Annotated in this window: 13 protein-coding genes; 7 read left to right on the plus strand and 6 right to left on the minus strand. The window is 72.8% G+C overall.

The features are described from left to right. Positions 1 to 13 precede the first annotated feature (13 nt). Entirely contained in the window at positions 14 to 1,243 is a 1,230-nt protein-coding gene (locus ACWC2T_RS12545; RefSeq protein WP_450670408.1) for a glycosyltransferase, read from the minus strand. Between the two features lie 206 nt (positions 1,244 to 1,449). Here ACWC2T_RS12545 and ACWC2T_RS12550 point away from each other — a divergent pair, with 206 nt between their 5' ends. Beyond that, positions 1,450 to 3,420, plus strand: a complete 1,971-nt coding sequence (locus ACWC2T_RS12550; protein ID WP_450670325.1) for a ricin-type beta-trefoil lectin domain protein — start codon at positions 1,450 to 1,452, stop codon at positions 3,418 to 3,420. Positions 3,421 to 3,453: 33 nt separating this feature from the next. Here ACWC2T_RS12550 and ACWC2T_RS12555 read toward each other — a convergent pair whose 3' ends face one another. After that, positions 3,454 to 4,302, minus strand: coding sequence for a bifunctional 5,10-methylenetetrahydrofolate dehydrogenase/5,10-methenyltetrahydrofolate cyclohydrolase (locus tag ACWC2T_RS12555; RefSeq protein ID WP_450670326.1), 849 nt, complete (start codon positions 4,300 to 4,302; stop codon positions 3,454 to 3,456). A gap of 328 nt (positions 4,303 to 4,630) precedes the next feature. On the opposite strand from ACWC2T_RS12555, the gene ACWC2T_RS12560 reads away from it, so the two are divergent. Then, positions 4,631 to 4,849, plus strand: coding sequence for a hypothetical protein (locus ACWC2T_RS12560; RefSeq protein ID WP_450670327.1), 219 nt, complete (start codon positions 4,631 to 4,633; stop codon positions 4,847 to 4,849). Between the two features lie 46 nt (positions 4,850 to 4,895). On the opposite strand, the gene ACWC2T_RS12565 is transcribed toward ACWC2T_RS12560, so the two are convergent. Together ACWC2T_RS12565 and ACWC2T_RS12570 are read right to left on the minus strand one after the other, a co-directional pair. Continuing rightward, positions 4,896 to 5,261, minus strand: coding sequence for a nuclear transport factor 2 family protein (locus ACWC2T_RS12565; protein ID WP_351211749.1), 366 nt, complete (start codon positions 5,259 to 5,261; stop codon positions 4,896 to 4,898). A 114-nt stretch (positions 5,262 to 5,375) separates the two neighbouring features. Next, on the minus strand, positions 5,376 to 6,176 hold the full coding sequence (locus ACWC2T_RS12570; protein WP_450670328.1) for an acyltransferase domain-containing protein: 801 nt from the start codon (positions 6,174 to 6,176) through the stop codon (positions 5,376 to 5,378). Between the two features lie 278 nt (positions 6,177 to 6,454). Between ACWC2T_RS12570 and ACWC2T_RS12575 the strand changes: the two genes are divergently transcribed. From ACWC2T_RS12575 to ACWC2T_RS12590, 4 genes are all read left to right on the plus strand, one after another. After that, a complete protein-coding gene (locus ACWC2T_RS12575; RefSeq protein WP_450670329.1) occupies positions 6,455 to 7,543 on the plus strand; it encodes an S-(hydroxymethyl)mycothiol dehydrogenase in 1,089 nt (362 codons plus the stop codon). Beyond that, complete coding sequence (locus tag ACWC2T_RS12580) at positions 7,543 to 8,172, plus strand: MBL fold metallo-hydrolase (RefSeq protein ID WP_450670330.1); 630 nt, start codon at positions 7,543 to 7,545, stop codon at positions 8,170 to 8,172. Before ACWC2T_RS12575 ends, ACWC2T_RS12580 begins: the two co-directional genes overlap by 1 nt. A gap of 87 nt (positions 8,173 to 8,259) precedes the next feature. Next, positions 8,260 to 9,174: an SDR family oxidoreductase gene (locus ACWC2T_RS12585; protein WP_450670331.1), complete on the plus strand. Its 915-nt coding sequence runs from the start codon at positions 8,260 to 8,262 to the stop codon at positions 9,172 to 9,174. A gap of 31 nt (positions 9,175 to 9,205) precedes the next feature. Continuing rightward, positions 9,206 to 9,994: an SDR family NAD(P)-dependent oxidoreductase gene (locus ACWC2T_RS12590; RefSeq protein ID WP_450670332.1), complete on the plus strand. Its 789-nt coding sequence runs from the start codon at positions 9,206 to 9,208 to the stop codon at positions 9,992 to 9,994. Here ACWC2T_RS12590 and ACWC2T_RS12595 read toward each other — a convergent pair. Then, positions 9,985 to 11,388: a pyridoxal phosphate-dependent decarboxylase family protein gene (locus ACWC2T_RS12595; RefSeq protein WP_450670333.1), complete on the minus strand. Its 1,404-nt coding sequence runs from the start codon at positions 11,386 to 11,388 to the stop codon at positions 9,985 to 9,987. The genes ACWC2T_RS12590 and ACWC2T_RS12595 overlap by 10 nt on opposite strands. Positions 11,389 to 11,560: 172 nt before the next feature. Next, complete coding sequence (locus tag ACWC2T_RS12600; RefSeq protein ID WP_450670334.1) at positions 11,561 to 12,457, minus strand: LysR family transcriptional regulator; 897 nt, start codon at positions 12,455 to 12,457, stop codon at positions 11,561 to 11,563. Between the two features lie 70 nt (positions 12,458 to 12,527). Between ACWC2T_RS12600 and ACWC2T_RS12605 the strand changes: the two genes are divergently transcribed. Continuing rightward, positions 12,528 to 13,178 (plus strand): maleylpyruvate isomerase family mycothiol-dependent enzyme, encoded by a 651-nt coding sequence (locus tag ACWC2T_RS12605; RefSeq protein WP_450670335.1) that lies wholly within the window; start codon positions 12,528 to 12,530, stop codon positions 13,176 to 13,178. Positions 13,179 to 13,218 lie beyond the last annotated feature (40 nt).

Below are 13,218 nucleotides of genomic sequence, written 5' to 3' on the forward strand. Positions count from 1 at the left end.
GCGGCCCGGCCCGTCAGCGGCCGAGCCGGTCCAGCGCCGCGAGTACCGGGGCGGCGCCGTCCTCGTCGCGGATGCGGTCGCCCAGGCGGCGCGCCCGGTCCCGGTACTGCGGCTCGCGGGTGACCCGCACCAGGGCCGAGGCCAGCGCCTGCACGGTGAGGCGGCGCAGCGGTACGACGTCCGGGGCGACCCCCAGTGCGACCAGCCGGCCGGACCAGAAACCCGCGTCGAACTGGACCGGGACCGGCACGGCCGGCGCTCCGGCCCGCAGCCCCGCCGCCGTCGTCCCCGCGCCCGCGTGGTGGACCACCGCGGCCATCCGCGGGAAGAGCAGCGCGTGCGGCACCTCGTCGATGGTCAGCATGTCGTCGCCGGCGGCCGCGAGCCCGCCCCAGCCGCGCTGGATCACCCCGCGCAGGCCGGCCCGCCGCAGCGCCGCCACCACCTGGGCGCTGAGCCGGGCCGGGTCCGGCACGGTGGCGCTCCCCAGTCCGACGAAGACCGGCGCCGGGCCGGTATCGAGGAACTCCCGCATTCTGTCGGGGAGTTGTGCCTCCGTGTCGTACGGCCACCAGTAGCCGCTCACCGTGAGGCCGGTTCGCCAGTCCCGGGGCCTGGGCACCACCAGGGGGCTGAAGCCGTGGTACACCGGCCAGTGCTGCCGCTCGCGGGCCCGCCGCGCCGTGCCCGTGCGCATCGGGGGCAGTCCGAGCCGGGCGCGCACCCCGGGGACGGTGGCCGCGAAGACGTGCTCCACGGCGAGGCTCACGCCGTGTCCGCAGAGCCGGTTGGCCGCAGCGCCCCAGTGGCCGCCGCCGAGCACGGGAGGCGCGAACTCCCCGGTGGCGGCGAGGGGTTGCAGATAGACGCCCATGCTCGGGATCCGCAGTCCCTCGGCGATCGCGTGCCCGAGCGGAGCCAGCGAGGCGGACAGCAGCAGGACCTCGGCGTCCCGGGCCGCCGTGAGCAGATCCTCGGTCATCCGCCCGACCAGCCGCCGCGCCAGGTCCACCACCCGCAGCAGCTTCCCGGCGCCGCTGACACTGCGGTGCAGGCCCCGGCCGCGCGGGGACTCCAGCTCCGCCCGGGGATCGACCGGCAACGCGTGGAACCGCACGCCGGAGCCCGCCACCAGGGGTTCGAAGCGGGCATGGGTGACCAGGGTGACCTCGTGTCCGGCCCCGGCGAGCCGGTGCCCCAGTCCGGTGTAGGGGGCCACATCGCCCCGGGATCCCGCCGTCATGATCGCAACGCGCACGCCGCCCAGTATGGCCCGGTACGCGCCTCCTGTGGGCTCAACGGACCGGTTACGGCTCAGGGTTGACGCCTGTAGCAGCCGTTGACTTCACCCTCGGCCGGCTCTAGCGTCGGCCCGCGACTTGTTCGGTTCACCGGTCCACGTACGAAATATCGACCGACGTGGAGTCCGTTCCGCACGCGGAGGCGCCGATGTACCCCCCACCTCGTCCGATCGCCACAGCCCTCGTACGCCGGTGCCGCGCCGCCGCCGTACGCGCGCTCGTCCTGGCCCTCACCGCGACCGCCGCCCTGCTCTTCGTCCAGCCGGGTACGGCCCAGGCGGCGACGGCCCGTCAGATCCCGGTGCCCACCGCCCCGATGGGCTGGGCCTCCTGGAACAGCTTCGCCGCGAAGATCGATTACAACGTCATCAAGCAGCAGACCGACGCGTTCGTCGCGGCCGGACTCCCAGGCGCCGGATACCAGTACGTCAACATCGACGAAGGCTGGTGGCAGGGCACCCGCGACAGCGCCGGCAACATCACGGTCGACACCGGTGAATGGCCCGGCGGGATGAGCGCCATCGCCGACTACATCCACAGCAAGGGCCTCAAAGCCGGCATCTACACCGACGCCGGCAGGAACGGCTGCGGCTACTACTACCCGACCGGCCGCCCGGCCGCCCCGAACACCGGCAGCGAGGGCCACTACGACCAGGACATGCTCCAGTTCTCCCGGTGGGGCTTCGACTTCGTCAAGGTCGACTGGTGCGGCGGCGACGCCGAGGGTCTGGACGCGGCGACGACGTACAAGGCGATCAGCTCCGCCGTCGCCAAGGCCTCAGCCACCACCGGCCGCCCGCTCACCCTCTCCGTGTGCAACTGGGGCAGGCAGAACCCCTGGAACTGGGCGCCGGGCCTCGCCCCCATGTGGCGTACCAGCACGGACATCGTCTACTACGGCAACGCGCCGTCGCAGACGAACATGCTGTCCAACTTCGACCAGGCCCTGCACCCCGCCTCACAGCACACCGGCTACTACAACGACCCCGACATGCTGATGGTCGGCATGCCCGGCCTCACCGCCGCGCAGAACCGCACCCACGTGGCCCTGTGGGCGATCTCCGGCGCCCCCCTGCTGGCCGGCAACGACCTCACCACCATGTCCGGCGAGACGGCGGCGATCCTGAAGAACCCCGAGGTCGTCGCCGTGGACCAGGACCCGCGCGGACTGCAGGGCGTCAAGGTCGCCGAGGACACCACCGGCCTCCAGGTCTACGGCAAGGTCCTGTCCGGCACCGGCAACAGGGCCGTGGTCCTCCTCAACCGCACCTCCGCCGCGCAGAACATCACCGTCCGCTGGTCCGACCTCGGCCTCACCGGGGCCACGGCCACCGTGCGGGACGCGTGGGCGCGGACGAACGTCGGCTCCTACGCCACGAGTTACACCACCGCCGTTCCCGCGGGCGGCTCGGTGCTGCTCAAGGTGAGCGGCACCGAGGCGGCGAGCAGCGGCTACAGCGCCGCGTCCACCGGCACGTACACGGGCGTGAGCGCGGTGAGCACCGGCCTGGGCGTGGTCGACATCGCCTACACCAACACGGCCGCCACGCCCGTCACCGCGACCCTCCAGGTGGGCGGCCAGACCCCGACGACGGTCTCCTTCCCGCCCACCGGCTCAGCCCAGGGCACGGTCTCGGTCCAGGCACACCTCACCAAGGGATCGGCCAACTCCCTCACCTTCACCGGCGGTCCGGCCCTGGGCGGCATCACCGTCCACCCGATACCCGGCACCGACGGCACCCTGCTCGGCGGCGCCCAGTCCGGCCGGTGCGCCGACGTCTACGACAACACCCTCACCAACGGCACCCAGGCCGAGCTGTGGGACTGCAACGGCGGCGCCAACCAGGCCTGGACGTACACCTCCCGCAAGGAACTCGTCGTCTACGGCGACAAGTGCCTGGACGCCTACAACCTCGGCACCACCGACGGAACCAAGGTCGTGATCTGGGACTGCAACGGTCAGGACAACCAGAAGTGGACGGTGAACGCCGACGGCACCCTCACCAACGTCCACGCGGGACTGTGCCTGGACGCGTACCACGCCGGCACCGGCAACGGCACGTCGCTGGTGCTGTGGACCTGCAACGGCGGCGCCAACCAGAAGTGGTCCCGGACCTGACCCGAGGCGGCTCTGCGCGCCGGACAGGTGACCCTACGCGCCGAGCTGCCGGGCGGCGGCCTCGACGGTCTGCTCCAGCAGTGTGGCGATCGTCATGGGACCGACACCGCCCGGCACCGGCGTGATCAGTGAGGCCCGCTCCACGGCGGAGTCGAAGTCGACGTCACCGATGTTCCCCGGGTTGTAGCCGGCGTCGATGACGACGGCACCGGGCTTGATGTCCTGCCCGCGGATCAGCCGCGGCCGGCCCACGGCGGCGACCACCACGTCCGCCTCGCGGACCGCCGCCGACAGGTCCGCCGTCCGCGAGTGGCAGTACGTCACGGTCGCGTCCCGGGCCAGCAGCAGCATGCCCACCGGCTTGCCGAGAATCGCGCTGCGGCCCACGACCACGGCCCGCTTGCCCGCCGGGTCGACGCCGTACTCGTCCCGCAGCCGCAGGATGCCGCCGGGCGTGCAGGACACGAAACCCGGCAGGCCGAAGCTCATCGTGGCGAACGAGGCGAAGGTGACACCGTCGACGTCCTTCTCCGGCGCGATCGCCTCGAACGCCGCGCGCTCGTCGATGTGGTCGCCGACCGGGTGCTGGAGCAGGATGCCGTGGACCGCCGGATCGGCCGACAACTCCCGTAGCATGCCCACCAGTTCCTCGGTGGTCGTGGCGGCGGGCAGGGCCACGTGCCGGGAGGTGATGCCGGCCCGGCGGCAGCGGTTCTGCTTCATGCGGACGTAGGTCACGGACGCCGGGTCCTCGCCCACCAGCACGGTCGCCAGACATGGCTCGGTGCCGGTCCGCCCGGTGAGGTCGGCGGCCCTCTGCGCGGTGTCCTCGACGACACGGCGGGCGAGGGCGGTGCCGTCCATGAGACGGGCCTGGTTCATACTGCACTCTCCTGAGCTCGATCGACTCTCTCGCCCAGGCGCGCGGCATCCACCACGGACCTCCCCCACGCTCGGCTTCGCTCGCGCGGGGGGACCCCCACCCGGTGGTACCCCACGTCAGCGCGAGTCACGGCCCGGGGTACAGCCTAACCGAGCACCCGTACGGCTCCCGGCCCCCGGCCTGTCGGGACCGGTGCGGTGGGTCCCGGCGCGGTGGGCTTCGGCGCCGTCAGGCCGGAGCGCCCGGGGCGGACGCCGTCCCGGCGGCGGCCGTCGGGCCGGCAGCGGACTGGTCACCCGTGCCCACGAGACCGTCGACCGCCGGCGCGTGCGGGTTCGGCTCACCGAGGCCGGCCATGCCGCGTTCGAGGCACACGCGGCCGCGGAGGACGCGGACGAAGGCGCGCTGCTCTCAGCGCTGACCGAAACAGAGCGGCGCACACCGGCGGACCTGCTGCGCAAGCTGGTCCTGGCCGTCGAGGGCGAGCCCGGGGCGTCCGGCCCAGGCTCGCCCTCGCCGAGAAGGTCCAGGTCAGCCGGGAGGTGACCCGGACCCTCGCCCACCTGCCGGCGCCCGCCATACCGGGGTGCGCCTACTCGTCCCAGGCCTGGATGATCAGCTGGTCGGCTATCTTGCCGTCGCGCAACGTGACCATCGACTCGGCGAGGACGCGGGTGCCGTCCCCGTACTGGCAGGACTCACTGAACGCGGCGTGATCGCCCTGCACGACGCACCGGTCCAGCTTGTGTGTCATGTCGCGGCTGTAGACGTCGTCCAACAGCTCGGCGATCTGACCCCGCCCGCGCAGGACGGTGGGATGGCTGGGCTGGTTGTTGCGGTCGACGATACGGATCTCCGCGTCGTCGGCGTAGAGCGACAGAAGGGTGTTCCCCGTGTTCCCTTCTATGCCCCGGCGCAGTGTCTCGACGTCGAAGGCGGAACCTGTCCCGGTGCCCATGGGTGACCTCCTTCGGGCGCCCGCGACCCGGCGGGGCGCGGACCGCACGGACGCCCACCCTTCGAGACTCCTCCGGCCCGGCGGCCACGGCAAGCGCAGACGGCGGCCGCCGCCTCAGGGGTGCGCCTGCGACGGGCCCGCGGCCGGCCCCGACCGCAGCACCGCCCAGTCGCGGGACAGCGCGAAGGCCGACGCCGCGCCGCCCGGGAGGCAGTCCGGGAGACACTCAGGGAGCAGGCGGGTGAGCCGGTCGCCCGGGCCCAGCTCCAGCCAGGTGCGCACTCCGTCGCGGTGCAGCAGGCCCACCGCCTCCGCGAACCGCAGCGGTGCGCGCCGCACCCAGAACTCCGGCTCGGCGGTCTCCGCGCCCACCGGACGGGCGGTGATGTCGGAAACCAGGGGAAGGCGCGGCGCGCACGGGTGGAGCGTGGCGAGGGTGCGGCCATAGGCGTCGAGGACGTCGTCCAGGCGTGGGGAGCGTGCGGAGTGCGGCTCCGGGCGCGGCGGGCCGCCCAGGAGCCGGGCCAGGGTGCCGACCGCGTGGCAGGCGTCCGCCAGCGAGAAGACGCCCGCGGCGTACGCGGCCGCCATCCGCCCGGCCGCCTGCCCGAACACCACGTCCGGCAGGACGCCCCAACTGCGCAGCAACCGGTACTGGGCCACCTGCAGCGCGAAGACCGCGGGCCCGGCGAACGACTCCCGCTCCAGCAGCGCGGCCGTACGGGTGCCGTCGTCGGCGAACAGCACGGATTTCAGGGGAAGTTCGAGATAGGGATCGAGGCGCCCGCAGAGGTCGTCCAGCGCGTCGGCGAACACCGGGAAGGCATCCCGCAGTTCCCGCCCCGTTCCGGGCCGCGGCGCTGTGGCGGCAGAGAAAAGGAATGCGATCCGTCCTTTGCGGGCTTCGATGGGCATGCCCCCATTGAGGCACGCCCGGACCGATGCACACACCAGGCGAACTCATGCACCCTGCAAAAAGATTGTCATCATGGAATGTCGTTATTCGGTCAAATTCTCACCGGGGAGCGGATCATTTCTTATGAATGGGCGCCGCGGTTCTCATGGGGCGCGCCCGGCGCGGCCCATTTCGCCCGGCGGCCGGAAAGATCCACGCTCACCGCCGTGGTCCGCGCCGCTACCGATCGGTCGCGCGTAGGGTCGGCGGCGAAGGCATTCGAGGAAGGGGCCAGACCATGGCGCAGCAAGTGCGCGGCGTGATCGCACCGGGGAAGGACGAGCCCGTACGGGTCGAGACGATCGTGGTGCCGGACCCGGGGCCTGGCGAAGCCGTGGTGCGCGTCCAGGCCTGCGGGGTCTGCCACACCGATCTGCACTACAAGCAGGGCGGCATCTCGGACGACTTCCCCTTCCTCCTCGGTCATGAGGCCGCCGGTGTCGTGGAGTCGGTCGGCGACGGCGTGAGCGATGTGGCGCCCGGCGACTTCGTCGTCCTCAACTGGCGCGCCGTGTGCGGAAACTGCCGGGCCTGTCTGCGCGGCCGACCCTGGTACTGCTTCGACACGCACAACGCGAAGCAGAAGATGACCCTCGCGGCCACCGGCCAGGAACTGTCCCCGGCCCTCGGTATCGGCGCCTTCGCCGAGAAGACACTCGTCGCCGCCGGCCAGTGCACCAAGGTCGACCCAGCCGTCTCCCCGGCGGTCGCCGGCCTGCTGGGCTGCGGCGTCATGGCCGGTATCGGCGCCGCCATCAACACGGGCGGTGTCGGGCGGGGCGACTCCGTCGCCGTCATCGGGTGCGGCGGGGTCGGCGACGCGGCCATCGCCGGGGCGAACCTCGCCGGCGCGGCGAAGATCATCGCCGTGGACATCGACGGCCGCAAGCTCGACAAGGCCCGCACCCTGGGCGCCACCCACACCGTCAACTCCCAGGAGACCGACCCGGTCGCGGCGATCCGCGAGCTGACCGGCGGCTTCGGCGCCGACGTCGTCATCGAGGCCGTCGGCCGCCCGGAGACCTACCAGCAGGCCTTCTACGCCCGCGACCTCGCCGGCACCGTCGTCCTCGTCGGCGTCCCCACCCCCGAGATGAAGCTCGAACTGCCCCTGCTGGACGTCTTCGGCCGCGGCGGCGCCCTGAAGTCGAGCTGGTACGGCGACTGCCTGCCCTCCCGCGACTTCCCGATGCTCATCGACCTGCACCTGCAAGGGCGGCTGCCGCTCGACGCGTTCGTCACCGAGACCATCCAACTGGACGAGGTGGAGAAGGCGTTCGAGCGGATGCACCACGGCGACGTGCTGCGGTCCGTGGTGGTGTTCTGATGACCGTACGCATCGAACGCCTCGTCACCTCCGGGAAGTTCACCCTCGACGGCGGCACCTGGGACGTCGAGAACAACGTGTGGATCGTCGGCGACGAGCGCGAGGTGATCGTCATCGACGCCGCCCACGACGCCGAGGCCATCGCCCGTGCCGTGGACGACCGGCGCCTGATCGCCATCGTGTGCACCCATGCCCACAACGACCACGTCAACGCCGCCCCGGCACTCGCCGACCTCACCGGCGCCACCATCTGGCTGCACCCCGACGACCTGCCGCTGTGGAGGACGACCCACCCGCACCGCGACCCCGACCGGCACCTCCTGGACGGCCAGGTCATCGAGGCGGCCGGCGCCGACCTGACCGTGCTCCACACCCCGGGCCACGCCCCCGGCGCCGTCTGCCTCCACGACCCCGCCCTCGGCGTCGTCTTCACCGGCGACACCCTGTTCCAGGGCGGTCCGGGCGCCACCGGACGCTCCTACTCCCACTTCCCGACGATCATCGACTCCATCCGCGACAAGCTCCTCACCCTCCCGCCGGAGACCAAGGTCCTCACGGGCCACGGCGACGCCACCACCATCGGCGCCGAGGCACCGCACCTGGACGAGTGGATCAAGCGCGGACACTGAGACCGCGCCGGCAATACCGACAGAAGGTGTCCGGCTTTCCCGTGACAGTGGACGGCGACAGCAGTCTCAGCACACGGGAGGCCGGACATGTCAGGACCGCTCAAGGACAGGGTGGCGCTGGTCGCGGGGGCGACCCGGGGCGCCGGACGCGGTGTCGCCGTGGAACTCGGCGCGGCCGGCGCCACCGTCTACGTCACCGGCCGCAGCACACGCGAGCGCCGCTCGGAGTACGACCGCCCCGAGACGATCGAGGACACCGCCGACCTCGTCACCGCCGCCGGCGGACACGGCATCGCCGTCGCCGCCGACCACCTGGACGCCTCCGCCGTACGCGCGCTGGTGGAGCGCGTCGACGCCGAACAGGGCCGCCTCGACCTCCTCGTCAACGACATCTGGGGCGGCGAGAAACTCTTCGAGTGGGACACACCGGTCTGGGAGCACGACCTGGACAACGGGCTCAGGCTCCTCCGACTCGGCGTCGAGACACACACGATCACCAACCACTTCGCGCTGCCGCTGCTGCTGCGCCGTCCCGGTGGCCTGGTCGTGGAGATGACCGACGGCACCGCCGACTACAACCGCGTCACCTACCGCGTGAACCTCTTCTACGACCTCGCCAAGGCCTCCGTACTGCGCATGGCCTTCGCCCTCGGCCACGAGTTGGGCCCGCGCGGCGCCACCGCCGTCGCCCTGACCCCGGGCTGGCTGCGCTCGGAGCTGATGCTCGACCTGTACGGCGTCCGCGAGGACAACTGGCGCGACGCCCTCGCCCGCGAACCGCACTTCGTCATCTCCGAGACCCCGCGCTATGTCGGCCGCGCCGTCGCCGCCCTGGCCGCCGACCCCGACGTGGCCCGGTTCAACGGGCAGTCGCTCTCCAGCGGGGCACTCGCCGGCGTGTACGGCTTCACCGACCTCGACGGCAGCCGGCCCGACGGCTGGCGGTATCTGGTCGAGGTCCAGGACGCGGGCAAGCCCGCCGACGTCACCGGATACCGGTGACCGCGCGCCCGCGGGGCCGTACGGTCACCGCATGACCGATCACACCCGCTTCGCAGGACACGGAATTCTCGTCACCGGCGCGGCCCGCGGCATCGGCGCCGCCGTCGCACGACGGCTCGCCGAGGAGGGCGGGCAGGTCCTGGTCACCGACCGGGACCTGCCCGAGGCCGAGCGGACCGCCGCCGCCCTGCGCCAACAGGGCCTTGCCGCCGAGACGTTGGCCTGCGACACCGCCGACGGCACCGCGGTGGAGGCGGCCGTCGGCCACGCCGTCGCCGCGTTCGGCTCGCTCGACGTGCTGGTCAACTGCGCCGCCCACTGCACCCCCGACGCCCCGCTCTTCGAGGAAGAACCCGACGACGCCTGGGCCCTGGACCTCGACATCACCCTCACCGGCACCTACCGCTGTTGCCGCGCCGCCCTGCCCCACCTCGCCGCCTCCGGACGCGGCGCGATCGTCGGCATCGGCTCCGTCAACGGCCTGCAGGACTTCGGCAACCACGCCTACAGCGCGGCCAAGGCCGGGCTCGGTTCGCTCACCCGCACCCTCGCCGGGCACGCGGCGGCCCGGGGCGTGCGGGTGAACCTCGTGGTGCCCGGCACGGTCCGCACCTCGGCGTGGGAGGGGCGCGAGGACGAACTCGACGCGATCCGGCGGCTCTACCCGCTCGGCCGGGTCGGCGAGCCCGAGGACATCGCCGCCGCGGTCGCCTTCCTCGCCTCCCGCGACGCCGCCTGGATCACGGGCACCGCCCTGGTCGTCGACGGCGGGCTCACCGCGGTGAACACCGGCTTCCACACGGCCGTACGTCAGCCCTGACGCTGAGTTCCGGACGCCGCCGCCAGCACCTGAAGCACCCGCTCGGTGTCGGCCTCGGTGGTGCGCCAGTTGCTGAACGCGGCCCGCAGTCCGGGCACCCCGTCGTACACGGTCGGCGTCAGATACGCCTCCCCGGACGCGGCGACCGACCGGGCCAGCGCATCGACCCGCTCCTGGGTGGCGTCCCCGGCGAGAGTGAAGCAGACGACGTTCAGCCGGACCGGCGCCAGCAGGCGAAGGCCCGGCAGCGCGTCGATGCCCGCGCCGAGCCGGTGCGCCAGGGCCACGTTCCGTTCGACGATCTCCCGGTGTCCGGCACGCCCGTAGGCCACCAGCGAGAACCACGCGGGCAGGGCGCGCAGCCGCCGGGAGTTCTCCGGGGTCAGATGGAGGAAGTCGGGCTCGCCGGCCGGCAGGCCCAGATAGGGGGAGGCGTTGTGGAACACCCGCACCTGAAGGTCACGCCGCCGGGTGAACTGCACGGCCGCGTCATAGGGGACGTTGAGCCACTTGTGCAGGTCCACACAGACCGAGTCGGCCGCGTCCAGACCGTCGACCAGGGCGGCGTACTCGGGGGAGAGCGCCGCGAAACCGCCGAAGGCGGCATCGACGTGCAGCCAGAAGTCGTAGCGCTCCTTCAGCGCGGCGATCGCCCGCAGATCGTCGAAGTCGACGGTGTTCACGGTGCCCGCGTTCGCCACGACGATCACCGGCCGGCCGCCGAGCCCTGCGAGGGCCGACTCCAGCGCGGCCACGTCCACCGCCTCCCGGTTGCCGGGCAGCAGGGGCACCCGTCGCAGCCGGTCCCGGCCGATGCCCAGCACCGACATCGCCTTCGGCACGCTGGAGTGCGGGCTGCCGGACAGCACGTCGACCGGGCCGAGCGCCGCCGCGCCCTCCCGGGAGACGTCCACACCGAGCCGCTCCCCGAGCCACTCCCGGCCGATGGCCAGACCGACCGTGTTGGAGGCCGTCGCCCCCGTCACGAACGCGCCGCTGTGCGCCTCGCCCAGCCCGAACAGCTCGCGCAGCCAGGCCACCGTCTCCCGTTCCAGCTCCTGCGCCCACGAACCGCCCGCTCCGGACAGGTTCTGGTCGAACGCAGACGTCAGCCAGTCACCGGCGACGGACGCGGGAGTCGCACCGCCGGTGACGAAGCCCAGATAGCGGGGACCGGCGGAGCCGGAGAAGCCGGGCGCCCACCGTTCGGCGAACTGCGCGAGAGCGGCGTCTCCGCCCGCGCCGTCCTCCGGCAGCGGAGTACGCGCGGGGGCTTTTCCAGGAGCGGCAACCAGGCGCTCGGTGACCCCCACCGCTTCACGGGCGGCGAAGTCACGGGCGGACTGGAGCAGTTCGGGGAGCCGGGAGAGGTCGTCGGCGAGGGTGGGGTGCATGTGCCGCAGCGTAGACAGGTGGGGGACCCGTGGGCCCGGTCCAATTCGGGGAAAGTGGACTGGCAATCCCCTGAGGGCGCGAGGCCCTGTCGATGTGCGGCTCCGCCGCGCGGGCCCGAGCAACCCGCCACCACGCACCTGCACCCGGCAACGGCCGGCTGCCGGGCGGCGCTCACCCAACCATTGCCCTGCGCAACCGCTCCAGAAGCTCCCGCGCCGCCGGCAGCATCGCCCCCTCCGCCCGCCACGCCAGCGCCACCCGGCCACGTGCCCGTGGGTCCTGCAACGGGAGCACGGCGAGACCGGGCCGGGGGCCGGGACCAGGCAGGACGGCAACCCCAAGTCCCCGGGCCGCCAGCCGGCACACCGCATCCGGTGTCGCCGCCTCGAACGCGATGTGCGGCCGGAAACCCGCCTCGGCGCACAGCCGTTCCACCACACCCCGCATCCCGGTGCCGCGCGGCAGCCCGATCAGCCGGTGCCCGCGCAGAGCCGCCGGCGGAACCGCATCGCAGCCGTCGTACCCGGCGAGCAGGGGGTGTCCGGGGACGGCCGCCACGACCAGCGGCTCGTCGATCACCACGTGGTGGGCGATGCCCGGCTCCGGAGCCTCCTGGGCGACACCGACCACCGCGAGGTCCAGCTCGCCCCGGCGCAGCGCGGCCAGCATCCGGTCCGAGGTGTCCTCGGTGAGCGTGACCGCCACCTGGGGGTGCGCGTCATGGAAGTCCGCCAGCTGTCCGGCCAGGTCGAAGGGGTGCGCGAGGGTGCCGGGCACCAGGCCGACGGCGACCCGGCCGCGCAGCAGCCCGGTGTACTCCTCCACCGTCTGCCGCACCCCGTCGACGGCCGCGAGCGCGGCCCGCGCATACGGCAGTACGGCCTTTCCCACCTCCGTCGGCCGTACCGAGCGGCCCGAGCGGTCCAGCAGCGGCTGCCCCAACTCCCGCTCCAGCTGCCGCACCTGCGCGCTCAGCCCGGGCTGGGCCAGATGCAGGCGTTCGGCGGCCCGGGTGAATCCGGCCTCCTCCACCACCGTCACGAAGTACCGCAGCTGCCTCAACTCCATAACGGATCATGCTAGATGCGAGACGGATCAGGTCTTGGACTTCCGGCGACCGCGTCCACACCCTGGATGCATGGGGAAAGCAGCACACACCGCAGCAGACAGGGCCGCCACGGCTGCCGCCATCGCCGCCGAACGTCGAGAACTGGCCGATCTTTTCGAGGCGTTGACGCCCGAGCAGTGGAACGCGCCCAGCCTGTGCGCGGGGTGGCGGGTGCGGGAGGTCGTGGCTCACATGTCGATGGGGTTCCGCCACCCGACCACCCGGGTGCTGATGGAGCTGGCCAAGGCGCGCGGCAGCCTGCACCGCATGACCGACCGGCTCGCCCGCCGCGACGCGGCCGCCCACCCGGACGCCGTGCTCGCCGGGTTCCTGCGCACCCACGCCCATCACCCCTGGACGCCCCCGATCGGAGGTCTCGCCGCGGCCCTCGGTCACGACGTCGTGCACGGCCTGGACGTCACCGTGCCCCTCGGACTGGACCGCGAGGTGCCCGAGGACCGGCTGCGGATCCTGCTGGACGCCGTCGACCCGCGCGCCTTCCGCGTCTTCGGCACCGACCTGAGCGGCGTACGGCTGTGCGCGGACGACCTCGACTGGTCCTTCGGCTCCGGTGCGCCCCTGTACGGCCGTGGCCAGGACCTCCTGCTGGTCGCGTACGGCCGCAGGCTCCCCGCCGGCCTGCTGCGCGGGGCGGAAGTTCACCGTTTCGTCACAGCCTGACCGGAACCACAACCCCCACGCGCCCGCACGGGTCTAGCAG

The organism is Streptomyces sp. NPDC001393 (assembly GCF_053597455.1).

Excerpts from the sequence above, each read along its gene's own strand:
- ACWC2T_RS12545 (WP_450670408.1), bottom strand. The coding sequence starts at position 1,243 with ATGACGGCGGGATCCCGGGGCGATGTGGCCCCCTACACCGGACTGGGG.
- ACWC2T_RS12550 (WP_450670325.1), top strand. The coding sequence starts at position 1,450 with ATGTACCCCCCACCTCGTCCGATCGCCACAGCCCTCGTACGCCGGTGC.
- ACWC2T_RS12555 (WP_450670326.1), bottom strand. The coding sequence starts at position 4,302 with ATGAACCAGGCCCGTCTCATGGACGGCACCGCCCTCGCCCGCCGTGTC.
- ACWC2T_RS12565 (WP_351211749.1), bottom strand. The coding sequence starts at position 5,261 with ATGGGCACCGGGACAGGTTCCGCCTTCGACGTCGAGACACTGCGCCGG.
- ACWC2T_RS12570 (WP_450670328.1), bottom strand. The coding sequence starts at position 6,176 with ATGCCCATCGAAGCCCGCAAAGGACGGATCGCATTCCTTTTCTCTGCC.
- ACWC2T_RS12575 (WP_450670329.1), top strand. The coding sequence starts at position 6,455 with ATGGCGCAGCAAGTGCGCGGCGTGATCGCACCGGGGAAGGACGAGCCC.
- ACWC2T_RS12580 (WP_450670330.1), top strand. The coding sequence starts at position 7,543 with ATGACCGTACGCATCGAACGCCTCGTCACCTCCGGGAAGTTCACCCTC.
- ACWC2T_RS12585 (WP_450670331.1), top strand. The coding sequence starts at position 8,260 with ATGTCAGGACCGCTCAAGGACAGGGTGGCGCTGGTCGCGGGGGCGACC.
- ACWC2T_RS12590 (WP_450670332.1), top strand. The coding sequence starts at position 9,206 with ATGACCGATCACACCCGCTTCGCAGGACACGGAATTCTCGTCACCGGC.
- ACWC2T_RS12595 (WP_450670333.1), bottom strand. The coding sequence starts at position 11,388 with ATGCACCCCACCCTCGCCGACGACCTCTCCCGGCTCCCCGAACTGCTC.
- ACWC2T_RS12600 (WP_450670334.1), bottom strand. The coding sequence starts at position 12,457 with ATGGAGTTGAGGCAGCTGCGGTACTTCGTGACGGTGGTGGAGGAGGCC.
- ACWC2T_RS12605 (WP_450670335.1), top strand. The coding sequence starts at position 12,528 with ATGGGGAAAGCAGCACACACCGCAGCAGACAGGGCCGCCACGGCTGCC.